The organism is Streptomyces sp. NPDC111802, from assembly GCF_055634335.1.
This window is the reverse complement of record NZ_JBVKCZ010000026.1, coordinates 1-25,431: the sequence shown is the minus strand read 5'-3', so window position 1 is coordinate 25,431 and position 25,431 is coordinate 1. Positions and strand designations below refer to the sequence as shown.

Below are 25,431 nucleotides of genomic sequence, written 5' to 3'. Positions count from 1 at the left end.
CTGTCGTGGGCTTCCTCAGAGGTGATCGGGTGCGTCGATGCCGAGCAGGGACAGGCCACCGGCCAGCACCGTCCCGGCGGCTTCGGCGAGAGCGAGCCGGGCACGGTGGGCGGCCGAGGGTTTCTCCGCACCACGCGGGAGAACGGCGGGCAGCAGCGGAAGCACGGCATCGGCGACGGTGACGAGGTGCCGGGCGAGACGGTCGGGGGCACGGTGAGCTGCCGCTCGGGCGAGCACACGGGGGTGGTCGGCGAGGGCGATGTCGAGCTCGCGGGTGCCTGCTACGACTCCGGGTTCGGCGCCGAATCCCAGGTCGGCGGCGTTACGGCTGAGGGCCCGGGTGCGGGCGTGGGCGTAACGGACATGGAAGAGAGGGTTGCTCTCGCGCTGCACGAGGTGCTCGTCGGTGATACGCGGCCGGTCATGTCCGGCGGGGTGGAGCAGGGCCCAGCGGGCGGCGTCGCGGCCCAGGGGAAGGGGATCGGCGGGCGCGGGGACGGGACGCATGGTGTGGTGGGGAGGTGGGGTGGGGTGGGGGTGCCTGGCGTGGTGGGGAGGCGCGGCCTGGTGGGGAGGTGAGGTGGGGTGGGGGTGCCTGGCGTGGTGGGGAGGCGCGGCCTGGTGGGGAGGCGCGGCCTGGTGGGGAGGCGCGGCGTGCTGCTGCGCGGGCCGCGCATCGATTCGTACGCCGATTCGTACGCCGAGAATGTTGGCCCACTGCGGCACGATCTCGCCCTCGCACCGGGTACGGACGACGGCGCCCTGGGACCGCAGGATCCGCGCGACGGCGTCCATCACGACGACGGCCCGCACCTCCCGGGGGCACGACAACTGCACGCATTCCCCGGAGGGGCCGTGGGCGTACCCATACCGAGGGCCGTCCCGCAGGATCTCCTCGACGAGCGCTGCGGGCGCGCTGCCGCCCAGGCTGATGTTGAGGAAGCCGGGCCCGGTGACGACGACATCGGCGACACCGTCCGCACCGGCGAGGTACGGCCGCAGGATCTCGGCGACACGCAAGGACGGCTGCCCGGCCGGCCGGGCGAGCTGCAGAGCGACGTTGGTGGCGTAATCACCACAGCCCCCACCCCCGGGAACCGTCACCACGACACGCTCCGGCAGGGCCACGCACAGCTCCCCCTCGTCGACAGCACGACGCACCGCGCGCAGCACGGTGCGGGAGAGCTCGACGGGGGTCACGGGACAAGCGTATGGGAGGAGGGGGGTGGGTATGCGAATGGGTTTGGGTGAGGGTCCGGGATGTGGACGGGAGGGGGTGGGGGCGGCGTCGGGCTGGGCCTGGGTGTGCTGTCCCGGGAGGTGTGCCACATGGGGGCGCCGGGGGTCGGTCCGGCCATCGGCAACACGCGTGCCGGGCGCTGCGGTCACGTTGGCCACGCGGCATCAGATGCCGGGGCGGGGCCGCCGTCGGAGAAGCACCACAGCCTCAGCCGACGCTGCGAGTCTGGCCTGCGCCTGCGTGGGCCTGCCTGCGCCTGGGTATCAGCCGCCGGTCCGCCCGGCGGCCTCGCCGGCTCCCGCACCGGCACCAGCGCCGGCGACACTCCCGAGGACGGCGGACGCATCCGCACCCCTGCCCTCGGTCCCCCCTTCATGTTCCCCGGGGTTCCCGCCCTCCCCTCCCTCCCCGCTCTGCTTCCGCTCGATCAACCGCCGTACGAGACTGACGAGTTCGGCGGGCTCGAAGGGCTTGGCGAGGAAGGCGTCAACGCCGATGTCGAGGCCGCCGTCGACCTCGTACTGGGTGCAGGCGCTGACAATGGCGAGGGGAAGATCACGGGTACGGGGATCGGCACGCAGGCGTGCGGCGGTGCGCAGGCCGTCCAGCCGCGGCATGACCACATCCAGGGTGATCACATCGGGCCGCACCTGATGGACGACATCCAGACACTCGGCACCATCGGCCGCGGTCACCACCTCGAGCCCCTCCAGCTCGAGATTGACCCTGATCAGCTGCCGGATGACCTTGTTGTCGTCCACGACAAGGACCCGGCCGGAAGCGCCTGGCACAACTCGAGAGTAGGTCCGGACCGGCCACCGCGTCCGGGTTTTCCCGACTTCCACCCCCTGCGAGCGAGCCACCGCAGGTCGCACCGGGTGCCACGGCCCCGTAAACCCGTTCATGAACACCCCACCAGAGCTGGTAGGGTTCTACCCGTCGCCGCCAACCAAGGCGCCCGACACGCCCCCGTAGCTCAGGGGATAGAGCAACGGCCTCCGGAGCCGTGTGCGCAGGTTCGAATCCTGCCGGGGGCACTCGCCGAGGATCAGTAGAAATAACACGCTGACTAGGGCGGATGCCGACAGGAAAGAGCGGGAACCAGTCTCACTGGGTCCCGCTCTTTGTCGTTGGTACGCACCGGTTGCGATAGACCTGCGATAGAGGTCAGTGGGGAAGCTGCCGTACGCGCGACCTGACGGCTCAGCGTGCGACTGCCGCCAGCCAACCGCCGCTGGGAGGGGTTTCGTTGCAGAGGACCATCCGCTACGACAGGCAGAACGAGAGCCTCATCTTCGGAGAGACAGAGAGGGTCTACCGCGACGTGGGTTTCACTCTCCATGTAGCAGAGCTGGCATCCATCAAGGCAACTGACTTTCGGACAGCCCTGGCGAGCGGCCTGGGCCACCGTGAAGAGGTCTACGTCGTAGAAGGCGACTACGACGAATTCGACGACGAATACAGTACGCCCGGCCCAGTGAGCTTTGGTGAGCATCAGGGCAGACTGTTCGTATGCGCCCAGATAGTCACGAAGGCGCACGAGGACGACGACGAAGGTTCACCAGAGGGGCTCTACCGATCCGCCCTCTACCCCTATCTCAACCGCCACAGGGCCGCGCTGCAGAAAGTAGAAATGGTCGGCGACCAAGCGGCTTCTCCCTGGGTGTGGGACTTTTACATCGAATGCAGCCTGCGCATGAGAACCGCAGAAGACCTGTACGAGATCGGCCGTGGAGCCATTGCTCTACTCGATGCCCTCGCAAGCGGCCACCTCACGCGTGAGACCACACTGGACCTCCTCAGGGCCGGACATGCAGATGTCCTGGTGGGACAGCCTGAGGGGGCTTGGCTCGACGTGAAGAGCAGCCACTATGACCTTGACTCGACGCAAGGAAAGATTTCCCTCGCGCAGTCCATCTCAAGATTTGCTAACGCCGAGCACGGTGGGATTGTTGTGGTCGGCATGAAGGGAAAGAAAGTTCCGGGTGGAGAGCTTATTCATAGTATTCACCCTGTCCCCGTCGACGGTAGGACATTACGACGTTATCAGAGCGCCCTAGAGCACCACCTCTACCCGCCACCTGACCTCTTGGATATTGAGTGCCATGAAGCTGACGGAAAGGGCATCGTTTTCGTCCATGTCCCTCCGCAGCCTGAGGAACTGAAGCCTTTCTTGGTACACGGCGCCGTAGTGGACGACCAAGTGGAGGGCGCTTTCATCAGCATTGTGCGCCGCCGAGGTGAGGGATCCATTCCTATCACCGCTCCCGCCATTCACTCCACACTGGCGGCTGGCCGCGCCCTGCTGAGGCGCGGCCAGATTCCGGAATAGGTGGCAGAGCAGGCACTCAGACCGGCCAGTCCAACTCTTCTTCGATCTTCCTGTTCATCGCTTCTTCCTGGCCGTAGATGCACCCCTCGTAGACCCGATGGATCACCTCGGGCGAGTTGCCGACCCGACGGGCGACCTCAGCCACAGGCACGCCGGCGTTCAGCCACGTCGTGATGCAGGTGTGCCGTAGGTCGTACGGCCGCCCCCCGAGGATGGACGCCTGAAGGTCCGGCGAGAGCGCGTACTCCCGAGCGTCCCGCCACACGCGCCAATAGGTGCTGCTCCCCACGAGACCGCCACGCTCGTTCGTGAAGAGCCGTCCGTCCTTGGCCGTGCCGAACTCCCTCAGGTGGGCGAGAAGCATGGCCACGAGCGGCGGGGGGATCGGGACCGGCCGGTCTTCCTTGGCCTCCCGCGACTTCAGGCCGCGCTTGTCGTGGCGCTCTCCGCTGTCTGTCCATTGCTTGCCCGACACAGGGTGCGTGTCGTGGAGTGTCAGAACGCCCCACCCCTTCTCCGGTAGGAAGCAATCAGCCTTCCTGAGGCCCACAGCCTCACTCGGGCGGAGCCCCGCGAAGTACATGACCGCGTAGAAGCCCACCAGGCGCCGGCCCTTCCTGCGGTCCCATGTCCCGACGTAGGAGACCCCGGCGAGGAGTTGAGCAGCCTGCGTCTTGTTCACGAGAACACGGGGGTCCACACGGTCCGATGAAGAACTCCTCACCTTCTTGATGGCGGTGAGTGGGTTCACCGTCAGGAGTTTGCGCTCGATGGCGTATTCAACCGCCGTGTTGAGCGCGCGCCGACGACGACGGGAGGTCTCCCCCGCCGCGGCGGTGCCGTCCAGCTTGAAGGAGATCCGATACTGAACATCGCGGAGAATCTTCGGGTCTTCCAGCGAGGAGACGAGAAGCGATTTCTTAGAGATCCAACCGTAGGCGTCTTCAAGTTCCTCCGGCGGATCAAGTTCGGCGTTCTTGGGAATGACCGCCCACCGGAAGGCGAGGCGCAGTTCTTCGGGTGACGGCATCTTCTGTTCCTGCTCCACCAGGGCCAGTGTCACCGCGGCGAGCCCGTCGGCGATGCCCTCACGGGTCTTGGCCGCGGCGGTTGGCCAACGCATCGCCATGTACTCGCGGCAGAACGCGAACCAGGGAAGCTCCTCACGGGCTTGCTCCGCAGCGGCCTCGGCCCGTACCTCGGATTCAGGCAGTCCGTCGGTGATGCGGAATGCCTCGCCACGGCGCATTGCCTGCCACAGTTCAGATCTACGGCTCTCCGCAAGAGCCACCGTGGCGAAGGTGGCGCTACTGACCTTGCCTCCGACTTTCCAACGAAGTTGGTGGGGACGGGTCTTGCTCTGGGCCTTGGTCACCTTCCATAGGCGCACATCGAGCGAAAACCCGTCCGTGGCCGGGCGGTTGTTCTGCTCGGCCCCGTTGTCGATGTCTTTCGTCACGCGCTCTCCTCCAGCGTCTGGAGCCACCGACTCAGTTCGGACCGGCGGATTCGCACCGCGCCGTTCGGGAGCTTGATGGACTTCGGACCCTTCTTGTACTGCCGCCAGCGGTAGAACGTCGCTCGCGGTACGCCTATCTCTTCGATCACTTCGGGGATGGTCAGCATCTCGTCGCGGGGCTTGGCCACGACTCCTCCTTGGGCGAGAGATCAAGGGAAGGTGGTGGGACCAGCCGAGAGCCGCCACAGAAACCACGAAAACCACAGAAACCCTGGATTGGTGGGCTGACCTGCGGTGATGCCACGCGGTGGGGGCTGACACAGAAATCGCGGAAAGTTCCACAGAAATAGGCGGCCGGACCGGCGGGCCGGTGCGGGGTTATTTCTGTGGCTTCTCGGTTCGTTTCTGTGGCAGCGCTCGGCAAGCCCCTGACATGACTGTCTGCGCTGGTCAGAGGCTTGCCGGGGGTATTTCTGTGATTCTGTGGTTTCTGTGGCGGGGTCAGGCGGTCGGGTCGGTCAGGCGGGGATGGACCAGGTAGCGGGGAGAGGGTGGCCGGCCGCGTCCTCCGGTGCGCTGGACGGCTTGGGCGCGCACGTAGCCGTGGTCTTCTAGCAGGGCCAACACGGGGTCAAGGTCGTTGGCGGTGCGGAACTCGGATCGGGAGAGCTTGACCATCAGGTCCCGCTTGCTGACCTCGCGCCACCCGTGGGTGTGGAGTGCTTCCAGCACGGTGCGGGCGCGCTCGGCGATGCGGTCGGCGCCCATGGAGTCGAATGCGGCGAGGCTGTGGCTGATGAAGTACTCAGCCAGCGCGATCGCGTCGCGCATTGTCGCTTCCGCCATGGGCACGGTGTGCCCTTTGGTGAGGTGTTCGGCGAGGTGAAGCAGGGCTGCCATGCGCGCTGTGGCGCCGACCAACTTGCCGCCCCAATCGCCGATCTGCCCCATGATGCCGCCACGGGCTTCCAGCATCGGTTCCACCCGGGCCTGAAAGGCGGTGAGGGTGGCGGCGGCCTCGGGGGTGAGCTGGATGACGGCGGGGTCGGTCCACTCGGCGAGGAACAGCGTCAGGTCGAGGACGTGGCGCCGGTAGGACTCCATCACCGGTTCGGGGATGGGGTCCGGCTCGATCTTGCGACGGCCGACCAGCGACTCAGGTACCGAGTAGAGGAACCTGCCGAGCAGGCCGCGGCCCTTGAATCCGTCCTGCCGCCCGATGTCGTCCAAGACCTGCGGCTGCACGCACAGGCCCATGGTGAGGGCGGGGTGTTCGATGTATTCCTCGCGGGTCTGCCGGTCGACCTTGAGGCGGTCGCCAGCGTGGCCTTTGAGGAAGACACCCATGTTGGGCTTGCCGGAGTAGCGTCCGGCGATGATGTCGAAGATGTCGCCCTCAGCGGACATGACAGCGATCCGGCCGCCCTGCTCTGCCATGCGGGACGTGACCGTCTCGGCGGTGGTGTCGTCGGCGAGCAACTGCGGTTTGGCCGGCACGCTGACACTCTCCGCGGTCTGCGCCAACGCGATCGCAGTGGAGACCAGCTCATCCCGCTCGTCCGCGCTCGCGGACGCCGCCTTGGCGGTGGCCTTGTCGGCTGCCTCCTTGGCGAGGCGGGCGGTCATCTCTGCTTCCACGATGGCCGGTTGGGTCAGCGTGCGCAGTTGTTGTTCGGCCTCGTACAGCGGGTCGGTGAGCAGGCCGAACACGGCGGACTTGCGGTTGGCGGGTGGCAGGGAGACGACGACGTAGAGGTTGGTGGGCTCGCGCCAGTTCCCGCGCACGTGCACGACCGACCGGCCGCCGGCCGCCGTGGCGAGGACGGACAGGGCGATGCATCCGGCGAGGTCGACGGGGGTTTGGGTCTCCTCGGCGACCGCGGCCACGAACTCACGCAGCCAGTCCGGCAGCGCGCCGACGGGGAAGTCGGCGAGCTTGCGGGGTCCGGCGAGGGGAACGGGCTCCTCCCACACGGGCGCGGGCGGCTCGTCGAGGGTGGGCAGTCCGGCCCATAGGTCGGGGCTGTCCACAGGCTGTGTGGTCATGAGGCTGCCCTCCCTTCGGTGGAATCGTTGGCCTGCGGGTCAGAGCCAAGGGCAATGCGGACGCCTTCGGCGACGTTCTTTCGTCCGCCTACGGTGGCCCGTCGCGCGCCCTGTGTGGCGTTCTGACGCTGTTTCAGGGGATTGCGGGGCTTGTAAGTCATCCGGCGCCCCTCTCGGTAGCGCTGAGGCCGTTGGTGACCGCGCGGCGGGCGTAGGGCTCGGGGACGCCGACGGAGACGGCCGCGTCAACGATCAGAGAGCCAAGGGCGTCGAGCCCACACGGTCCGGGGCAGTTCGTGTGCTGGGCTGCCAGGAAGCGAGCCACCCCGAAGGCCTGTGATCCGGCGCCGGATTCGGCGCGGCTGCGGATCAGGGCGAGGCCACGTTCCAGGCCGGTGCGGACGTACCGCTCGGTGTGCCTACATCCGGTGGCGACGGTCCGGTCCCAGGCGGCGCGCTCGGAGACAGAAGAAACCACCCTCCCCCCGGCGGGGGTGGTCTCTTCCTTCACGACCAGGGCACGGACGGCCGCCGGTAGGTCCGCCATGCGCCCGGTGCCGGGACCGAGCCACCGGGCGTAGACCATGCGCGACTTGACGTCCACACCGGGCCGGACCGCGTTATGCGACTGCATGACCCCCCGGTAGAGCCAGTGCTCCCCACGCGTCGTCAACACGGTGCGAGTGGCGGGCAGGGTCTGGCGCGCCCACGCGACGGCCGCCGCGCTGTCGAGGTCCACGACAGTCAGCCCGGCACCTGCGGGGTGGTAGGCGACGGCCGCGGCCTGACGCCACGCGGGAGCCCAGATCGCACAGGTGATGACACCGGGGTCGGTAGTGGCGGCGGCCCACGCGTGGCAGACGTTCGGGCATTGGCAGGTGCCTGCGCTCTTCATGTGCGGGCGTCCGCCGCAAGCCCCGTCCGAACACGTGGGGCAATTCCCGAAAGGGACTTTCCCGCGCAGCGGCAGGACCGGCAGCCCCGCGGCGGCCAGTGTTAAGGCGGTGCGCAAGTGGTGTCCGGCCGGGGCCGAGCTGCGAGGCAGCGCGGTGGCACGGTCAGGTGTCATGCTGGAGGTCTCCTGTTTCTGTCGAAGGGACGGAGAACCGGGGCGGTCGCGGTCTTTGGCGAGAGGCGACCGCCCCAGCCATAGCTACTGGTGGGTGATCCAGTGGGCGTACTGCTGTCGTACGTAGTAGCGCGGGTCGCAGATGACGGCCGCCTCGTCCAGGCTCATCAGCCGCTCGGCCGCCTCGTCCGCTGCCTCGGCCGCGTCGTCGGCGACGTCTTGCAGGGCGAGGCGGTCCAGCAACGCCGCTTTGCGGAGCCAGAACTCACGCGGCAGCCGGGTGTCAAACGGCTGGTTGGCCGCTTGCCAGGCGGTCCATCCCATCTCGCTGACGATGCCCGGCGCGAGCGCGTACGCCTCTCCCGGGGAGGGCCACGGGACGGTGTTGCTGTGGTGGTCGGCCGTGACGTACAGCCGCATCCGCTCGCCGCCGCGGGTCGGGTACTGACGCACGGAGTCGACGGTGAAGGCCTGCGACAGGGCGTCGCTGACGCGGTCGGTGTCGGCCGGGTCGCAGATGACGCGGATCTCGAACATGGCTCAGTGCTCCTTGCCGGTGTCGACGGCGGGTAGGGCGGGCAGGCCCGCGCGTTCCAGGGCGGTGGGGTCGAAGCCGGGCAGCGCGGCGCGGGTGACGAGTGCCTGCGCGAGCTGTTCGGCGTAGGCGGCGCCGCTGCGGGCCACCTCGATCTGCGTCGTAGAGCGCACGGTTTCGACGCGCTCGATGTGGGCGTACTCCTCGCGCCGCTCGCTCGTCTGCCGCTCGTACGCGACCGTTTCGCGGCGGTCGTGGCGCCAGTAGCGGGCAGCGAGCCCGTAGGCGCCGGCGGTTGCCAGGGACCACAGCAGCAGGGGCAGCGAGAGCCCGTCGGAGTATCCGGCCACCCCGGCGAAGGCGAGCGCGCCGGAGGCGGCGAACGCGGTCCCGGTAAGCACGGAGTCACCCGTGGCGTTGCCCGCGACCACACCCGCGGCAGCAGCGCCCAGCGAGAGCACGGTCATCAGCACGGCGTTGCCGACCGAGTGTTCGGCGCCATTGACGTTCCAAATCCGGGCGAGTGCGAGCACGGTCGTCGTGGCGATGGCGGGCGCTGCCTTGGGCAGCGCGGCGGCGAGCCAGTGGCGCGCCACAGTCTGTTCGTTCATGGCCGGTCTCCTAGAACTTGCCGAGGGCGTTGACGACGGCGGCGGTCAGCTCGGTCACTGGCTCGGAGGCGCCCGTGGAGGCGAGGTAGAAGCCGAACATCACGGCGACGAACGCGGAGCCGTAGCCGAGGGTGTTGGAGCGCAGCAGGAAGAACAGGACCAGGCCGAACAGGGCGACCAGGGAGATGGTGACGGCCATCGGGCTATCCCTTCGGGGTAGGCCGCTTAGCAGCGATCGGAGTGTGGGTGTTGGTGCCGTCGCGGTAGACGTGCAGCCAGAGGTTGTAGAGGTGGCGGCCGACGCGTATGCGCTTGCCGAGGCCCTTGCAGCGGCGGCAGTCCTTGCCTCGCTTCATGCGGCCCTTGCGGTCGGTCTTCATCGCGAAGCCGAAGCCGCGGCACTTGCGGCAGTCGCCGTACGGGCTTGACCGACACAGGCTCGCGTAACCGAGAGTGATGGCGAGCAGGCAGGCGCTAGTAAGGAGGAGGAGGGTCATGGGGTGCCTTCCAGGCGGGATTTCCGGCGTTCTCGCAGGTGAAGTGCTAGGTGCGAGGTTGCTGATCAGAGCCGGTTTGGGGTGCTAGTAGGGGTGCTAGGTCTAGCAGCGCGAGCTGCTAGACCTAGCACCGCTGCGCGGTCATCCCCCGGACCGCCTTCCGTCACGCTGGGTGATGGCTTCTGTGATGTCGGCGCGGGCGATGCCGCGGCGGGTGGTGCCCTTGCCCTTGTCGGTGGTGCCCCACACGTCCTGCGCGCTCACGCCGTGCGGCCTGAGGTTGGAGGTCACCGTCTCGGCCTTCCACCCGCCGTAGACCTCCGGGCGCAGCATGGCGAGGCGGGCGGCGACTTTCTCGTTCCACACCTTCTCCTCGTCGGCCGCGACCACCCTGAGGATGTCGGCGAGCAGGTCGAAAGCGGCCTCGCCGCTCTCGGGTTCCTGGCCGATGGCGTGGCCGGTGACGTTGCCGTACTCCTCGCGCATCTTGCGCGCGCGGGCCACCACCGTCTCGGCGCCGACCGCGTCTACGAACGCCGAGGCGACGATGCGCGGGTCGTCACCCTCGCCTGCCATCCAGCAGATGCCGCGGTCGGAGCGGGAGAACATGGTGGCCCGGTATCCGGCCTTGTACATCGACGTGCCCAGCACCATGTCGTTGGCGGGCTGACCCATGACCTTCAGGCAGAACCGCAGCACCGCGTTCGCGCTGATGCCGGTGGGCAGCGATTTGGCGTCCGGGCGCTGCGTGCCGAACAGCGTCACCATGCCCAGCGCCGGACCGCGCTTGCACAGGTCGGTTGCGATCTCTTCGAGCTCCGCACCGTACTTCTCGTGCTCGAACGGCACCTGGCACTCATCGAACCCGGCAACGATCGGGTGCAGCCCAAGGGACTTGTCGTTCGCCAGCTCCGGGGTCACCTTCGACTCCGGGCAGCGCGAGCGGGGCAGGGACTTGATGACCTTCGCCCGCCGGCGCAGCTCCGTGCGCAGCTCCCGCAGCGATTCGAGGACGTAGAGGATGTCTTCGTCCTCGTCTCCGGCCCGGTAGCGGTGGCAGACGGGTTCGAGTGCGCCGAAGTCGCCGGTGCCCTTGAAGTCGAACGCGTACAGCTCGGCGCGCGGGTCGAGGGCGGCGATGAGCAGGAACAGCCGCATCAGGAACGTCTTGCCCATGCGCGGGATGGACCCGACCACCACGGACGCGAACATGAGCGTGACGGCCACGTCGGCCATGCGCTGGTTGTTGCCGAACACGACCGGCTTGAACAGGTCCACCTGCCCCGACTTCAGTAGCGGCCACGCGGGCTTGGTGGTCTCGTTCATGGGCTTGTCGCCCACCCACAGGATCAGCCGACCCTCGTGCTCGGTCGGGTCGGCCGACGGCCACACGCAGCCGACCTTGCGGCGCAGACCCGAGGCGAGCGGCTTGCGGGCGTCCATGATGTCTTCCGGGGTCACACCCCAGGGAAGGTCGAGGTCGGCCCGGTAGCCGGGCCCGTCGCGGGTGATCTCGGAGGTGAAGCGCATCCCGTTCATGTCGCCGCCCTTCTTGATGGCGGCGGTCAGCTTCGGGTTGCCGATGTTGTCCAGGGCGCGCAGCACGATCGGCCCGGTGAGCTTCTGGATCTCGGTCTTGAGCACCGCGGGCCCGATCACGGGATGATCCTGCGGAGCGCCCCAGAACCCGGCGACCAGCACCGCGGCCGTCGCCATCACCCCGAGCCATCCCGGGGCCAGCACGTACAGGGTCAGCGCGAACGCGGCGCCGAACACGACCGCCACGGTCGACACCAGCACGCGCAGCCGTACCCGCCCGTCGCGCTGCCGCGACAGCTTCAGGTACTCGGCGGTGTTCTCCCTGCGCACCTCGTACTCGCGCAGCGGAGCACCCTCCGCGTCCCACACCCACCGGTTGGTGTCCTTCACGAACCGGGCCGCACCGCGCGGCGCGTTCAGCGTGAGCTGAAGCGTGTACCAGGGGGTGCGGATGCCGTGGAAGGCGGTGGCGTAGAAGGCGTTGCCCATGGCCCGCTGCGCGGTCGAGACGAACCCCGGCTTGGAGGTCAGCCACCTCGGCAGGATCGGCCGACGCTTGTAGGTGGTGACACCCGGCGCCGGAAGGTCGGGCCGGTCGACCGGTCGGGCGACCGAGTCGGCCGACTCCTCCTCATCCCAGTCGGCCGACTCGGCACCGGACTCAGTCGGGCGGGAGTCGGGTACCGGGTCGGCAGTCGGGGCGGCCCACCCGGCGCGGGCGGATCGGGCCTTGTCGAGGTCGACCACCTCGCCGCTCATCTCGGCTTCGAGTCGGTTGAAGAATTCGTTGTCGTCGGGCTGGTTCACTTGAGCAGTTCCTTCCCATGGGAGGAGAGGCGGGGTCCGGCCGTCGCTGTAGGAGGTGAGCGGCCGGGCCCCGCCGGATCAATGCGGGTAGGTCAGCTAGTGGTGTGGGCGCTGGTGGTCGGCGCGGTCACCACCAGCTGGAGGACTTCTTGGCGGCCTTCGCGGTGGCGGCCTCGTTGACGATCCGCTGCCGCGCGGTCTCCAGGGCGGAGATCTCGCCGGACAGGCGCCTCTCGGCACCGCCCCAGGCGTCTTCCAGCTTGCGTTCGGCACGAGAGGGGCTCTTGCCGCGGACGACGTTGCGTGCGCCGGAGGCCAGTCCGGCGAGGACGGCGCGCCGCTCGCGGCCGGTCAGCGGCCACATTTCGCGCTTGCGGACGGCGTCGAGCTTGCGGGTGGACTGCCGGATCTCGCGGTCCAGACGGGATGTGTTGGGCTTGGGCATCGTCGGCTTCTCCTCGGGGTGTTCAGGACGTGGTGGGGGTGTCCGGGTAGGCGCAGGGAACGCACGTGCCGAGCGAGGCCGGGATGACGTACCCGGCATCCGTGCGGCAGGCCGGGCAGGTGCGGCGGGCGCACATCGCCTTGGCAAGCGCGGCCCACCTGCCGGGCGTCATCGGCCGCACGGGCTTGGCACGGTCGACGCGATAGAGGTAGGCGACCAGCGGGCCGCGCCGATAGCGCGGGCGCAGCACCTGAGCCGCTATCGGCTGACCGCCCGGACGTAAGCCGCGGGCCCGTAACTGCCGCCGGGTGGCGAGCCCGTCGGGGGCGTAGCGCCACGGATAGGTAGGGATGCCGAACCGACTACCGGAAGGGTCGAAGCACTTGCCGAACGCCGCGGGCATCAGGCGGCCTCAGCCGATGCGTCATCCTGACCCGAATCGGTAACGGCGTTGTCGTCGACCGCGTGCAGCTGCTGGCCGTCGGCGCGCTCGCCCTTGAGGATGTCGCGCAGCTTGCGGGCATTGGCCTGCGAGACATGCAGCTTGGTACGCAGACGGTCCGCGGTCAGCTCCGCCTCGGGCCAGTCCACGGTGACCTTGCGCGCCTCGCTCAGCGCATCCTCGAAGGTTCGCTGAGCCTTGCCCTTGGGCTTGGCGGGGGTCCGGCGGGGCGGACGCGGCTTATGCTCCGCCGCGGGCGCCGGCGGATTCACCGCCGGGGGCTCAGCGGGCGTCTCCTGCTCGGCAGCCGGGGCGAGTTCGCCCATGCGCAGCATCACCCGATCACGCCGCGGGGTCTTCCAGCGCCACTTCCAACCGTGCCGCTCGTGCAGATCCGCACGGGCCAGCAGCCGCTCCCGCTCGCACGTGAGCGCCACGCTGTAAGAGGTGATCTCCCACAGCGTCATACGCCGCCACAGGGCGAACGTCGACAGCGGCGCCAGCAGCCACCTAGACCAGCGGATCTTTTCCATCCGGCGGCCAGTGGCGGCGCCGATCCGAACGGCGTAGATGTGCGCGCCGATCTCGGAGAACACCACCCACAGCAGCGGCATCGTGCCGTGCGCGACCTTCGCCCACACACCGTGTCCGGCGGCGACGTTCAGTCCGCAGGTGACCAGGGTGAGCACCCAGGGCACGAACCGCACCCACGCCAGCGCCATATCCATACGGATCAGCAGCAGGTTGGCCACGGTGAACACCGGGATGGCCACGTCGATCCCGACCGGCAGCATCCACGGATCGGCGAACCCCCACCTTGCGGCGGGTTCCGAGACCGAACCGAAAGAGGAGATCAGACCGAGCGCGCCGACTCCGGCCGCGGCGAGCGCGCCGACTCCGGCGAGTCCCATTTCCGGACGGGTCAGCGGCGGCACGCCCTCTGCGGGTGCCTCGGGAGTGGACGGATTCGTGGTCATGCCGCGGCCTCCGTTCCGCCGGACGTGCCGCGGCGACCGGCGCGACGACCGTTGACCGTCTCGCTCTGCGGAGTGAGATCCAGAGCGGTCAGCCAGTCGGCGCCGGAGCGCTTGGCCGCGTACATCTGCTCATCGGCCAGGCGCAGCAGCGTGGACAGGTCCACGTCGTCCGTGGCCGGGTCGTAGGCGACTGCGCCGATGGAGGCGCCCACCGTGAGCGTGTGGCGGTCGACGGTGACCGGCTGCTCGATGGCGCGGGTCAGCTCGCTGAGCGTCCAGGACAGATCGCCGAGGCTCAGCACTCGGGCGACGGCGGCGAATTCGTCGCCTCCGAGGCGGGCCACCGTGCCCAGGTTGACCGCTGCCCACTCGGTCAGCCGTCGGCCGGTGGCCGCGATGACCGCGTCTCCGGCCGCGTGCCCGTGGGTGTCGTTGATGTCCTTGAACCTGTTGAGGTCGATGACGTAGACCGCGCTGCGACCGCCCGCCAGCACCTTCGTGGCGCGCTGGGTGAACGCGTCGCGGGTCAGCAGGCCGGTGAGCGGGTCACGGCGGGCAGCCTCGACACGGCGGCGAAGGCGCAGCGCATGGAGGGACCATCCGGCCGCCATCGGCACTCCAGCCGCAGCGGCAAACAGCAGCTCACTCATGCCGCAGCCCCCTTGCGCGCCGTGCGCCGGCGGGCGGGGCGAACCAGGGGGATGACATCGAACAGGTCCGGGTTCTCCTCGATGATCCGAGCAGCGATGCGGACCAGATCATCAGGAAGGTCCGGGTTGTCGGCGAGGATGTCGCGCGCCGCGTCCTCGCGGGCCGCGCGCTCTTCGTCCGTCTCACCCTCGACCCCGAGCCACAGCTCAACCGGGGTACCGAGCGCCAGTTCGGCGAAGTCCTCTGCAGAGACGGCCTGTTGGCGGCCGATGTACGTACGCATGACAAGTCTCCTGACATCGAAGGGATGCCGGGGCGGTCGCGGTCTTTGGCGAGAGACGACCACCCCGGAGAGACCCCGAGCCTCGAAGGCAGGGGGGTGGTGGAGCGATGAAAGAGCTGTTCCGGCTCCCCTCAGCCCCGCTCGTACGAGACGAGCGGGGGAGGCAACCGGCCGCAGGTAACTGCGGTGGCTGAGTGGTCTCGTTTCGGGGACGCGGCTGCCGGATCAAGGAACAGCTCGCTAGGGCCCCGTTGTAGGCAGAGACCTGACCTTTCGGTCTGCCATCCGGACTGCCAAGGGATCGCCTGAAACAGGCGACTGTCCGGTGCCCTCCCCCCGTCCAACGCGGGGCTCCTGATCTTGCGGTCTTGCAGGTCAAGCGCTTACGAGCGCCGCCGGTAAGGCCCTTCCGGGCTCTCCTGGCGGCTGTACTGCAGTACCTGTTTTACAGGTACTGCATGGGAGTTCGTCAAGTACAGCGACGGAACCTCTTGGTTTTGCGCCGGGACTTCTTGGCGCACAATCAGAATCGCCCCAGGTCAGGGGAGTTGGTTACCCCGTACGTGGACAGCTCTCGCTCAGCTGACTACCGTCAAGAGCTCCCTAGATGTCCCTCGAAGGGGTGCAGATGTCCAACGAGCGGTTGCGGTCAGCCCTGTTAGCCCGCGGCATGACCGTTCAGAGCCTCGCGGACGAGATCAAGGTCAACCCGAAGACCGTGGAGCGCTGGATCACTCAGGGCAAGGTGCCGTACCGGCGCCACCAGTACGCAACGGCAGCAGTGCTCAACGTTGACGTGACGACGCTATGGGAGGACTCCCGGACGCTGGACTCCGCAGCCGACCTCAGCAAGGCAGAGATCCTGGCCGTCTACCCGCATCGGCATGTCGTGCCGTCAACCCTCTGGCGGGAGATGTGCGAGCGCGCCACGGAGCGCATCGACATCCTTGTGTACGCCGGCATCTACCTGGCGGAAGACCCGCTCTTCTTCTCGGCCTTGAAGGGGAAGTCCGAGAGCGGCGTCCGCATCCGAGTGCTCATGGGCGATCCGGAGTGCGAAGCCGTCATCCGGCGCGGCATCGACGAAGGTCATCGCATCATGGATGGCAAGATCCGTAATGCGCTGGTCAACTACCGCCCGCTGTTTTCCAGCCACCCCGAGATTGCCTTCCGCCTGCACGACACGGTGCTCTACAACTCGATCTACTGCGCTGACGACGAGATGCTGGTCAACACGCACGTGTACGGCATCGGCGCGTATATGGCACCCGTGCTCCACTTGCGGCAGCTCCCCGGAGGCGGACTATTCGACACCTTCGCCAATAGCGTTCAGCAGACCTGGGAAGGCGCCAGGCCAGTAACCGAATACGACATCACGGGAGTTTGAGCATGGGACGCATCGACTACTTGCACGACCCGGACGCCCCGCCAGCCAACTCGGTCGTGCCGTCGGTCGTCGCGTTCGTACAGAACAACGCGGGGCAGGTGCTCATGATTCAGCGATCCGACAACGGGCGCTGGGCACTCCCCGGCGGCGGCCACGACGTGGGCGAATCCATCAGCGACACCGTGGTGCGCGAGGTGTGGGAAGAGACGGGCATCAAGTCCGAAGTCGTCGAAATGTCCGGGATCTACACCGACCCTGGTCATGTAATGCAGTACGACGACGGGGAGGTCCGCCAGCAGTTCAGCATCTGCTTCCGCGCGCGCCCGGTCAGTGGGGAGCTGCGTACGAGCAACGAGACAACGCAGGTCCGCTGGGTTGCCCCAACGGACCTGCGGGAGTTGGACATCCACCCCACGATGCGGCTCCGCATCGAGCACGCGCTGGACCGGAGCCGGACGGCGCCCTACATCGGCTGACGCTTGGCCTCGGCGACCCTTTCGAGAACGCGCGCCGTGCACGCCAGGATCTCGGGTTCAGCGCGACGGATAAACGTCCCGATCAGGCTGTCGGGCCCATAGCGCCCGGCAATCTCGTTGATCCGGTCCACAGGATTCGTGGGGGTGCCGTCGGGCGTGGTGTTCATGTCGCAGTAGCAGAGCGCGTCGTTGAGGTGCGCGCTCTCGCGGGGGAACTCCCCCTCCAGCTCCTCGCGCAGGCCGCGGGCTTCGGCCTCCATCCATGCGCAGGAATGGTGGGCCACCAGGTGCACGACTCGTTCGTCGGCGTCTGCGACGTCCCGGAGATAGCGGGCGCCATCGAGAGGATGAAAGCCGGTCTTGGCAAGGTCGGGCGCATAGCCGATGTCGTGAAGGACTGCCGCGGATTCCATCAACTCGGCGTCCTCTCCGAGGATGAGCGCGATGGATCGTGCCCGCTTAGCGACACCCAAGCAGTGCTGCCACCGCCGCGGTAGCGGCTCAGCGAGCAGGGATTCCGCGAGGGGATAGGCCCACTCCGTCAACTTCGACAAGCTACGAACGCTCCTCTCGGTTCGGCACCGTACGGACTGTCCGCACCTTGCCCTGACCTTCGCTCGCCAGCACGCCGGCGGCTTCGAGCTTGTCGAGCGCCTTACTCACGGTCGGTCGGGAGACCCCGAACCTGCCCATCAGATCGGACGCACTGAGGAACTTGGCCCCCACCTCGAACCCTTCGGCCGCAATGATGTCGGCGATGCGCTCCTCCAGCCGGCGCCGGTCGACCTGCTCGCCCTGGCGTACGACGCGCCACCGACCACCCCGCACCGGTTCGGCGACTCCAACCGCCTGAAGCTCCTTGAAGGCGCGAAGCACGACCCCGCGCGAGACACCGTGATCCCTCATGAGGTCTCCGGCAGCGGGCAGCTGTGTCATCTGCTGGTCCGCCTTGATCTGGGCCTTCACCACCTCTGCGATCTGCATGAAGGTTCCCCGAGGGCTGGCCTGCTGCGCCACGCGCTCTCCCCTTCCGTCCAGGTGTCATCTCGCTCAAGCTTCCCATGACCAAGCAACCTCCGTGGAGGTCGCGCATTGAACTGGCTGAGCCATCAGTCTCTCGCTTCGCCTTCGCGCGCCAAAAGAAAATGCGCGGTAGACGCACTTCTCCTACGTAATCTGCATACGCGTGAGGGTCGGCGTCCCCGGAGCCGCTCCAGCCTTGAATATCAGTCCATAGCGTCCGCAAGGATGCTCGAAGCGAATCGTTGCAGGCGACGCGCTGTCGTAAGAGGGTCTTCGAGTATCACGTACTGCGTTCCGTTCTTTCGGACTGCGTGAACCAAGTCTGACGAAAGGAACGAAAGCACGGATTCGATCTCGGGCGGGGTCGGGGGATCCGCCGCTTCAGAGCGCAAAATTAGATAGAGATCGTGTGCAGAAAGCGCTCCTGTGGTGAAGGTATCTGCGTTAGCAGCTTCCATTGCAAGCTGGCGTAGGACCCGGTCACACAATCTGTACGCCCGCTTCTCGGCTGACCAGTTCCGCTCAAGCACCGATGCAGTTACGAGACCTGTCTTATCGCACAGGTTGCGCAAGTCAGAAAGCGTCAGCGGTGCGTCAGCGGTGCGTCAGCGTGTCGCTTAATTATTTCGCTAAGCTGCTCAACATCAAGAAGCCCAATACCATGAGTTTCCGCCCTAGCTACTAGCCTGGCGCCAGGAAAACTCGGACCGACAACCAATATGTACTCTGCGGAGTTAGCTGTCTTGTGTTCTTTTAGGGTGTCGAAGTTGATATGCTGCTCGCCGATCTTCCCGGAGGTGGAAGATTTAGCGTCTACGATGGCACTGAACCGCATATCTCCGGGAAGACTGGCCGTGATCAGTACGTCTGTCTGGCCGGAACCTCCCAGTAGCTGTTCATCAAACCCGAGGTAACTAAATGCGTCAGCCACGGATTTCTCGAAGCGTTCAGGGTTGGCGGACGCTCGAGACGCCGCGCGTAGCTCGATGGACAAGTCCTGATAATTTACAGCAGGGCTCCCACTATCACCTTCGCTATTGCTCTCCGCTGCCTGTTGCGCCTCCGGAGAGTCAAGCACCTCGCTAGGCATCTCAGCGAGCAGCGCTCGCCCCAGAGGTAGAACTCGATAGCGCCCAAAGGTGGCTTCCTCGATCAAGCCACACTGACGAAACATCTGGAGGCGGGTTCTAACTTCCGCTATGTCTTCACGTGGCAGCCCATAACGGGCCTTCGCCATTTCCGCTAGATCGCGAGGCGTGTCAACTTCGTCTAGCGCTTCCAGAACCTCACCGAAGAATCGAAATCTCGTATGCAGAACCCGGAGGAAATCCAAATCTAGCTCGGCGGAAGCACATGCGATTGCCAGTTCGGTCGATTTAAAGGCGTTGAAGCCTACTTTCTCAACGAGTCCCGCATTCTTCAGCGTGTTGAGGGCAGAAGCGGTAGACGACGGCCGCAGCCCGAACTCCACGGAGGTGAATCTATCGATCTCTTCTCGCGTTTTCTCTTCCTTCATTTCTAGCGAAAATTTTCGAAGCGACCTAAGTGCGTCACCCTCACTCCTAGGAATGTATCCAATATACGGCTTGCGCTGGCTCAGATCCGTCGATTCCAGCGCGGCGCTAACTAGGTCGTGCGCGGGTGGCAGTGTGGCCACAACAGTGCTAATTTGCGGCCGCCTACTGACTGTTCCGGGCTGGGCCACTTCCAGCCTTTCACAGAGCTGGATCCCTGCAGTCGTCGGCGTAACCTGGTGCCGGAAATCCAGCTCCAAGAATCCTCCTGACCGCAACCATGCAGTACGCCGGTGGATCTGGTCGAGGGTATTCCAGGAGCAGCCATACTTATCCGCAGCTATCTCAAGTAGCTCGTTTTGCGTTCGACCCTGCCGTGATTCGTGAAGCAGTTCCCCCACATAGCGAATGTTTGAATGGAGTACCGAGATGAGGAACCCGTTGTCCCCACTGTCTAGCCAAGTCTCGCTAGCGGGAGTAAGGATCCATGAATTTCTCCCTGTTCGTGCTACCAAACCAGCCGGTTGCAGCCTCTGCCCCATTGCAGAAATAGTAGTCGTTGTTCCCGGCTCCCCCGGAACCGCGATCGGTTCGTTTGGATCGATACCATCCTTGAGGGATGCTAGGAGGATGCGAAGGACCTGGATTTGCCCAAGCGAGCCACCAGTAAGTGCCGGCATTGAAAAAGCGCGATTACTCCAAGGGCGCACTGCTACATATTCGGGTCCCGCATCACCCATTAATTCCCCCTAGAGTGGTGAGCCAGTAAGCGACAATGCAAGTGGAGGCGAAGGTGTCTCCTAGCTCTGAGCCATTTGGCACCATTCTTCCGCACCCTTAATCTTAGGCTCCGACGTGGCTGGAGTGCACGAGAAGGCGAAGAAGGAACGATGTCTCCCGGGCCGCTCCTGCCGCACATGCACCGAGCTAGAGCAGGCTGCTCCGCGTTCTCCACCGGGTTGGCCTCAGCACGCCCTACAGTCGAGTGCCGCATCGTCGAGTGAAGGGCGACCGCGCACGGTATGCGATAGGGGCCCGTCGCATTGACGCCATGCCGAACTGTATGCGCAGGTCAGCAGTGCTGTTGGTGGTCTCTGAGACACGCCCTCCGGAGCCGTGTGCGCAGGTTCGAATCCTGCCGGGGGCACCTTGATTCAGGTGCCCAAAGACCCCGCCATCAGCGCTTTAGCTGAGGACGGGGTCTTCGCGTATGTGCAGGCGTGTGCCGCTCGGAGCGGCTGTATGTCGGGGGTCGTGGACTATGCGTGGACTGGCCGAAGGCCAGGTATCCGCAGGTCAGGCCCGGAAAATACCGAGGCCGCCGGACCGTAGTCCAGGGGCCGTCATGCCGCAGGTGCGCGTGTCGGAGGTGTGCCGGGATCAGGTCCCGTCGCCGGGCTCGTCCTCCTGCTGCCAGACCCGCGGCCAGTTACCAGAAGGGGGAGGCGGCCCTGATATATCAAGATCACGTCGCGCAAGGGCATAGAAGGCGTCACGCGCTCGGCTCACCTGCTGCACGGCCCTTGTCCATCCCGCAGGATCATCCTTCAGACCGCGCGCGTACAGCTCAACGTTCCAAACAGCTTCGTGCCACTTACGTGCCGCCCCGATCGTTTCTGCGTCGCCGATCAGCAGCACGGATTCCCACACGGCTGCACGCCGTACTTCATTCTCGGCGAGCTGCGTCATGCCCTGTTCGGGATCCAGCGGGTCCACTGCATGCGGAAACCCTCTTGCCGCACCCATGCGCTGTGCAACGCTCAGCTGCTGCTTCAAGGTGTTGGCGTAGGACGCATACGCGTCCAGCCTCTTTTCATCCCACCGCTCGGTTCTGCCTCGTCGCCACCGGCTCCGCTCCGTGATGTTCGTCGCCACGAAGGAACTCGCGGCTCCAACTACAACACCCAGCAAAGCTGGCAACTGCTCCCACAACGCCAATTCCCCCTAGCCTGACTCGATCAGTCGGGGACACAGTGCCGTACTCAGGGGCTCCGGGCCAGGTGGCAGGCCTAGTTCAGATACTCGTTGCGACCTGCTGCGAGTTGCCACAGGCAATCCTCTGCCACGCCTTCCTTCGCCCCAGCATCCAAAGAAGCCCAACCTACTCTCGCGAGTAGGTTGGGCTCGGACACTTCCGTCACTTCATTCAGGGACGGCAGCGTCCAACAACTCGGCGATCCGGCGATTGGCAACGTCCTGACGGCCGTCGAGGCACTTCGCGTACCGACTCAGCAGCACCTCGACGCTGTTGCCCGCCCGCTCCGCAACCTCGGTGGGGTCGACGCCGGAGTTGAGCCAGGTCGACAGCGCCGAGTGCCGAAGGTCGTACGGCCGGGCCGCGAGCGGGGAGGCCAAAACGGCCTGGCGCACCGATTGCTTCCAGGTGGCGGGCACCGTCGAGTGGGTGGAAGCCGGTTTCCTTCAGCTCGGGGGCGTAGCCGATGTCGTGAAGCCACGCAGCGGCGACCAGGTGATCCCGGTCAGCCACGGACACGGACGCGGAAGCCTCTTCTGCCCGAGCAGCCAGGGCCTGAGTGTGCAGCCAGCGGTTCCCAAGCTGAGGAAGCAGGGACTCGGCGAGTTCCGCCGCCCCCTGGGGCGTGTCCAATGCAGAAGGCATGGACTACTTCATCAAGTGCCCGCGCGAGCGCGGGCTGGCCCTTGGGCTTTGGCCCCTCTGCGGCTTCGGTGCCGGGGCCAAGCCCTGGGCCGCAGCGAGTGCGGGCCCGAGTAGAGAACTGTGAGAACGCCGATGGGCCGGTTGGCTCCGAGACCTTAGGCAGCCACCATGGGACGAGCCTCGAAGATCACGGCCCCAACGTCGTGCTTTAACAGGCAGGTCCACAGACTGCCCGACTCGCCGGAAGCTCAAGGGGCCATGATCACTTGCCCCATGGCAGCTCCTGCCCAAAGTCTCGGAGCCAACCTCTCGCCGCTGCCGTCTTCATGTCTCCATCCTCCACTCGCAGCGAACCTAACGGGCAGCACGCAGCCGCCACAGCCGGAATACTCACGGCGAAAAGACGCCACAAAGGATGGCGGTTCATGGTGGATCGCGCGTGAGATATCCGGTTTGTAGTCAAACGCAAAGCGAGGGCGGAAGCGTTTCGTGCACACTCATGCCGACGTGAAAGCAGAGCCCACCCTGCCGCGCGGGCTTCCCGGCGGGAGCGGCAGGATGGGCACGAGACCTCTAGGAGGTTCAGCGATGAGTATGCCCCTCGCTCGATGGGAACCGCCCAAGTGGGCGACCAGGCTTGGGCTTGCTCACCGAGGCCCTGACTCTCGGGACAGCACTCCTCGCGTACGACGTACAGCAGCGGCGTACCGCAGAAGCAATGAGACGGCCGGCATGACCGCTGCTGACCGATCCGGCTAGAGCTACGGATCAGAAGGTCGCCGACATCCGCGGCTGACATCAACGGCGCCGGACGGAGGCGTACCCGAGCGTCCCTGTCCGGCCGTCGTGTCGGTGAGCAGTGGCAGCCGGAGCAGGCCCGGATCGAACTCCCAAAGCGGTGCTCACACGACGTCGTCGCCGACGGCAGTGACGGCAACGCTGACGCCAACGACGGCGGACGGCAGCGACCGGATAGTGCCCCGGCCTTCGGCGGAGTGCGCGCTCCCGACCGGGCGCTGCTGGCCCCACTGCCCGGTGATGAGGCGACGCCTCAGCCGTTGACGAAGTCGCGCACCTGTCCGTAGACAGTCGGATCCGAGCCGATGGCGGTATGACCGAGACAGGAAGTCTGGGTGTTCATCGCGCCGTTCAGGGAGACGCTGCTGTCCGGGTTGATGATGGTGTCGCAGGGCGACCACCAGGTGCCGTAGCGCGGGGTGCCCGGGGTCTCATCGCCAGAGTTCAGCGAGGTGAGGAAGGGGGACCCGATGCGCATCTCGAAGCAGGAGGCGTATCCGCATCCGTTGGCCCAGTCGGTGCCGTGGTTGGGGCCGGCCAGCGAGACCCAGGCGTCGATCTTTCCGCTGCCTCCCAGGTTCTTGGAGTAGTAGCGGCTGGACAGCCCGCCCATGGAGTGGGTGACGATGTCGACTTTGGATGCGCCGGTGGCCGCGAGCAGGCGGTCCACCTCGGCGGCCAGCTGCTGGGCGGTGGTGGCGTTGGACTGGCGCCAGTCGTAGCTCCACTGGTCCAGGTGGGACGACGGCCAGCCGTCGGCTCGGAAGTCGTTGGCCATGGTGTTCCAGTAGGAGCCGGACGAGCTGTATCCGTGGACGAACAGGACAGGGTGGCTGGACGGGCCGAAAGTCGATGCATCGGCGGCGCGGACCGGAGCCGCGGATGTGAACGCAAGCAGAGTGCTCACGAGGGCGGAAAGCACATACTTCTTCAACGCGTACCTCGGGTGATTGGCTCTGTGGGGGGAGGCCGGGAGGAGGTTACTCCTCAGTAGGCCAGCAGAGTCAATAGCCGCGCGGGAATCGATCCAGGCCGATGACCTGCAGTTTCGCTCCATGTCGTAGCGTTTGGGAGCGTGACCGTCGTCGACCGGCCCCGTGTCTCCGACCGCGCATGACACAGCCAGCGGGTGCTGCAGGTCAGGCTCCAACTCGCCCCACCTGGGCCCAAAAACGGTGCTCAGTCGGCCGTGGACTATCCGTGGACTCGTCTTGCCTGATCTGTCACGTAAGGAACCGTGACCTGCTGTGTTGCCTGGGTAGCAAGGGGCCTCCGGGGCCGTGTGCGCAGGTTCGAATCCTGTCGGGGGCACTCCGGGAAAATCTCCTGACCTGCAGAAATGCGGGTTTGGGAGTTTTTGCGTTCACGTCAAAACGCAAACCGTGTCCATGCCCTCCTTCCGGTGCGTTTCCGTAGTTCAAGGCCGTTCGCCAAGGGCTCGCCGGCCGTACAGGCCACCAAACCCGACCGTGCCGCGCACCTCGGTCCGCGCGTCGCTTCCGCTCGGAAAGCTTTCGGTCTGGCTGCTACTGGTTCAATGCCGGCGGCTGGCCATGAGCCCGCAACAGCCGCCCAATGCGAGGGCAGTTGTCCGCAGCAGAGACAGTGCGCGCAGTGCCCTCAACCGCTTCGTGGCATTGCGGTGATCGGGCGGCTCAACGCCGGACAGCGCAACCCCCAGCCCCACAGCCGACCGGATCAGCCAGGCCATCCACGGCAGCGTCCAAGCCGCACGTCCCTCGGCGCCCTCCAGCTCCTGAAGAGCATGCTCGCGATGGTGAGGTGCTCAGCGTCGCGGCCCCCGCGGTGGCAGCGGGAACAAGGATCAGGTGCAGGGGGTGAGCACTACACTCCGCGTCGGATGGCCGCGGCGTGTGCGGGGTTTGGAGGGGGAAGGGTTCGTGGGGGCCTCGTGGCGATTCGGGATCGGCGTCGGTCAGGTGGTGATCGGTAGCGGTCTGAGCGTCCTGAGCGGGCAGTACGGCGGTGTTCATGTGGGCGCCGGGATCGCCGGGTCGGTCATTCTGGGAGTGTTGTGGTTCTGGCTGCTGGGCGAGCTGCCCGTGTGGACGTACTGGGCAAGGAGCATCGGCCGCCGGCGCTGCGCCGTGCTTGCGGCGCTGGTCGTATTGGGGACGGTCGGGGCCATCGCCGCCGGGATCGAGTTCTACAGCGGTGGTCAAGGACGGTTGTCGCAGATCCTGCGCGATCCACCGACTCTCGCGGCCTTGGTCGGCCTGTATCTGCCGTTTGCCGCCGTGCTGGCGCTGGTGTCTCCCTTCTCCGTCTACCGGGCGGGGCCGGTCCTCATGGTGCTGGCACGTTCCGCCAGGCTGCTCGGCAAAGGCAAGCGGGGCGATCTCGATGCGCTTGATGAAGCGTCAGCCTTGCTCCGTGACGCGCTGCAGGGTCCCCCGGATTTTCTGACGCCCTTCCTTCGGACGGCGCGAGCCACGGTCCTGCGGGAGCGGACCAATCTGACGGGGGATGCGGGAGGTATCGAGGAGGCGGTACGTGAACTGGGCGAGTTCAATCAGTCGTTGCAACACCGGCCTGTTGCAGCGAGCGTAGCTGCTCCTCGAAGACCTCGGCTGGTGTCCGCCAACCGAGGACCTTGCGGGGCCGGTTGTTGATCGCCATGGCGACGGCTTCGAGATCCTCGGACGACCACCGGGACAGA

At 66.5% G+C, this 25,431-nt stretch carries 24 protein-coding genes, 1 tRNA gene and 2 pseudogenes; 4 read left to right on the top strand and 23 right to left on the bottom strand.

The genetic code is table 11. The features are described from left to right. Positions 1-15: 15 nt before the first annotated feature. On the bottom strand, positions 16-1,200 hold the full coding sequence (gene nrtL / locus ACZ7NC_RS26935; RefSeq protein ID WP_471491963.1) for an ArgS-related anticodon-binding protein NrtL: 1,185 nt from the start codon (positions 1,198-1,200) through the stop codon (positions 16-18). Between the two features lie 303 nt (positions 1,201-1,503). Then, entirely contained in the window at positions 1,504-2,001 is a 498-nt protein-coding gene (locus tag ACZ7NC_RS26930) for a response regulator (protein ID WP_471492133.1), read from the bottom strand. A gap of 204 nt (positions 2,002-2,205) precedes the next feature. Between ACZ7NC_RS26930 and ACZ7NC_RS26925 the strand changes: the two genes are divergently transcribed. Both ACZ7NC_RS26925 and ACZ7NC_RS26920 read left to right on the top strand, forming a co-directional pair. Further along, a tRNA-Arg gene (locus ACZ7NC_RS26925) sits at positions 2,206-2,277 on the top strand. Positions 2,278-2,489: 212 nt separating this feature from the next. Beyond that, positions 2,490-3,572: an AlbA family DNA-binding domain-containing protein gene (locus tag ACZ7NC_RS26920; RefSeq protein ID WP_471491962.1), complete on the top strand. Its 1,083-nt coding sequence runs from the start codon at positions 2,490-2,492 to the stop codon at positions 3,570-3,572. 16 nt (positions 3,573-3,588) lie between these two features. Here the strand turns inward: ACZ7NC_RS26920 and ACZ7NC_RS26915 are convergent, their stop codons facing one another. The 14 genes from ACZ7NC_RS26915 to ACZ7NC_RS26850 all read right to left on the bottom strand — a co-directional run bounded on the left by ACZ7NC_RS26915 (position 3,589) and on the right by ACZ7NC_RS26850 (position 14,933). After that, entirely contained in the window at positions 3,589-5,031 is a 1,443-nt protein-coding gene (locus ACZ7NC_RS26915) for a tyrosine-type recombinase/integrase (protein WP_471491960.1), read from the bottom strand. Then, positions 5,028-5,219, bottom strand: a complete 192-nt coding sequence (locus ACZ7NC_RS26910; RefSeq protein WP_101400676.1) for a helix-turn-helix transcriptional regulator — start codon at positions 5,217-5,219, stop codon at positions 5,028-5,030. The genes ACZ7NC_RS26915 and ACZ7NC_RS26910 overlap by 4 nt, the downstream gene beginning before the upstream one ends. Positions 5,220-5,532: 313 nt before the next feature. After that, on the bottom strand, positions 5,533-7,077 hold the full coding sequence (locus ACZ7NC_RS26905) for a YfjI family protein (RefSeq protein ID WP_471491958.1): 1,545 nt from the start codon (positions 7,075-7,077) through the stop codon (positions 5,533-5,535). Positions 7,078-7,234: 157 nt separating this feature from the next. Continuing rightward, the gene (locus tag ACZ7NC_RS26900) at positions 7,235-8,146 is read right to left on the bottom strand and encodes a bifunctional DNA primase/polymerase (RefSeq protein ID WP_471491957.1); all 912 of its coding nucleotides are present in this window, start codon (positions 8,144-8,146) and stop codon (positions 7,235-7,237) included. Positions 8,147-8,230: 84 nt separating this feature from the next. Continuing rightward, entirely contained in the window at positions 8,231-8,683 is a 453-nt protein-coding gene (locus ACZ7NC_RS26895) for a hypothetical protein (protein WP_471491956.1), read from the bottom strand. Positions 8,684-8,686: 3 nt separating this feature from the next. Continuing rightward, entirely contained in the window at positions 8,687-9,292 is a 606-nt protein-coding gene (locus tag ACZ7NC_RS26890; RefSeq protein WP_471491954.1) for a hypothetical protein, read from the bottom strand. Positions 9,293-9,302: 10 nt separating this feature from the next. Continuing rightward, positions 9,303-9,491 (bottom strand): hypothetical protein, encoded by a 189-nt coding sequence (locus ACZ7NC_RS26885; protein ID WP_471491953.1) that lies wholly within the window; start codon positions 9,489-9,491, stop codon positions 9,303-9,305. Positions 9,492-9,495: 4 nt separating this feature from the next. Next, positions 9,496-9,789, bottom strand: coding sequence for a hypothetical protein (locus ACZ7NC_RS26880; RefSeq protein WP_471491951.1), 294 nt, complete (start codon positions 9,787-9,789; stop codon positions 9,496-9,498). 141 nt (positions 9,790-9,930) lie between these two features. Continuing rightward, a complete protein-coding gene (locus ACZ7NC_RS26875; protein WP_471491950.1) occupies positions 9,931-12,135 on the bottom strand; it encodes a cell division protein FtsK in 2,205 nt (734 codons plus the stop codon). A 127-nt stretch (positions 12,136-12,262) separates the two neighbouring features. Then, positions 12,263-12,580: a hypothetical protein gene (locus ACZ7NC_RS26870; RefSeq protein WP_471491948.1), complete on the bottom strand. Its 318-nt coding sequence runs from the start codon at positions 12,578-12,580 to the stop codon at positions 12,263-12,265. Between the two features lie 22 nt (positions 12,581-12,602). Continuing rightward, positions 12,603-12,983, bottom strand: a complete 381-nt coding sequence (locus ACZ7NC_RS26865; RefSeq protein WP_471491947.1) for an RRQRL motif-containing zinc-binding protein — start codon at positions 12,981-12,983, stop codon at positions 12,603-12,605. After that, a complete protein-coding gene (locus tag ACZ7NC_RS26860) occupies positions 12,983-13,999 on the bottom strand; it encodes a DUF2637 domain-containing protein (protein ID WP_471491945.1) in 1,017 nt (338 codons plus the stop codon). The genes ACZ7NC_RS26865 and ACZ7NC_RS26860 overlap by 1 nt, the downstream gene beginning before the upstream one ends. Then, positions 13,996-14,649: a GGDEF domain-containing protein gene (locus ACZ7NC_RS26855; protein ID WP_471491943.1), complete on the bottom strand. Its 654-nt coding sequence runs from the start codon at positions 14,647-14,649 to the stop codon at positions 13,996-13,998. Before ACZ7NC_RS26855 ends, ACZ7NC_RS26860 begins: the two co-directional genes overlap by 4 nt. After that, positions 14,646-14,933 carry a hypothetical protein gene (locus ACZ7NC_RS26850; RefSeq protein ID WP_471491941.1) on the bottom strand — a complete coding sequence of 96 codons (288 nt, stop codon included), beginning with the start codon at positions 14,931-14,933 and terminating at the stop codon, positions 14,646-14,648. The genes ACZ7NC_RS26855 and ACZ7NC_RS26850 overlap by 4 nt, the downstream gene beginning before the upstream one ends. Positions 14,934-15,561: 628 nt before the next feature. On the opposite strand from ACZ7NC_RS26850, the gene ACZ7NC_RS26845 reads away from it, so the two are divergent. Then, on the top strand, positions 15,562-16,320 hold the full coding sequence (locus ACZ7NC_RS26845) for a helix-turn-helix domain-containing protein (protein ID WP_471491939.1): 759 nt from the start codon (positions 15,562-15,564) through the stop codon (positions 16,318-16,320). 2 nt (positions 16,321-16,322) lie between these two features. Beyond that, positions 16,323-16,796 (top strand): NUDIX domain-containing protein, encoded by a 474-nt coding sequence (locus ACZ7NC_RS26840; protein WP_471491937.1) that lies wholly within the window; start codon positions 16,323-16,325, stop codon positions 16,794-16,796. Here ACZ7NC_RS26840 and ACZ7NC_RS26835 read toward each other — a convergent pair. From ACZ7NC_RS26835 to ACZ7NC_RS26805, 7 genes and pseudogenes are all read right to left on the bottom strand, one after another. Further along, positions 16,784-17,350, bottom strand: coding sequence for an HD domain-containing protein (locus ACZ7NC_RS26835; protein ID WP_471491935.1), 567 nt, complete (start codon positions 17,348-17,350; stop codon positions 16,784-16,786). The genes ACZ7NC_RS26840 and ACZ7NC_RS26835 overlap by 13 nt on opposite strands. Before the next feature lies 1 nt (position 17,351). Then, positions 17,352-17,813, bottom strand: coding sequence for a GntR family transcriptional regulator (locus tag ACZ7NC_RS26830; RefSeq protein WP_471491933.1), 462 nt, complete (start codon positions 17,811-17,813; stop codon positions 17,352-17,354). 589 nt (positions 17,814-18,402) lie between these two features. After that, the gene (locus ACZ7NC_RS26825) at positions 18,403-19,593 is read right to left on the bottom strand and encodes a restriction endonuclease (protein WP_471491931.1); all 1,191 of its coding nucleotides are present in this window, start codon (positions 19,591-19,593) and stop codon (positions 18,403-18,405) included. A 1,120-nt stretch (positions 19,594-20,713) separates the two neighbouring features. Further along, complete coding sequence (locus ACZ7NC_RS26820) at positions 20,714-21,109, bottom strand: hypothetical protein (RefSeq protein WP_471491929.1); 396 nt, start codon at positions 21,107-21,109, stop codon at positions 20,714-20,716. 366 nt (positions 21,110-21,475) lie between these two features. Then, a pseudogene (locus tag ACZ7NC_RS26815) lies at positions 21,476-21,694 on the bottom strand (tyrosine-type recombinase/integrase); the annotation flags it as partial. 1,310 nt (positions 21,695-23,004) lie between these two features. After that, the gene (locus ACZ7NC_RS26810) at positions 23,005-23,685 is read right to left on the bottom strand and encodes an esterase/lipase family protein (protein ID WP_471491927.1); all 681 of its coding nucleotides are present in this window, start codon (positions 23,683-23,685) and stop codon (positions 23,005-23,007) included. Positions 23,686-25,280: 1,595 nt separating this feature from the next. Then, positions 25,281-25,431: pseudogene (locus ACZ7NC_RS26805) on the bottom strand (IS30 family transposase); the annotation flags it as partial.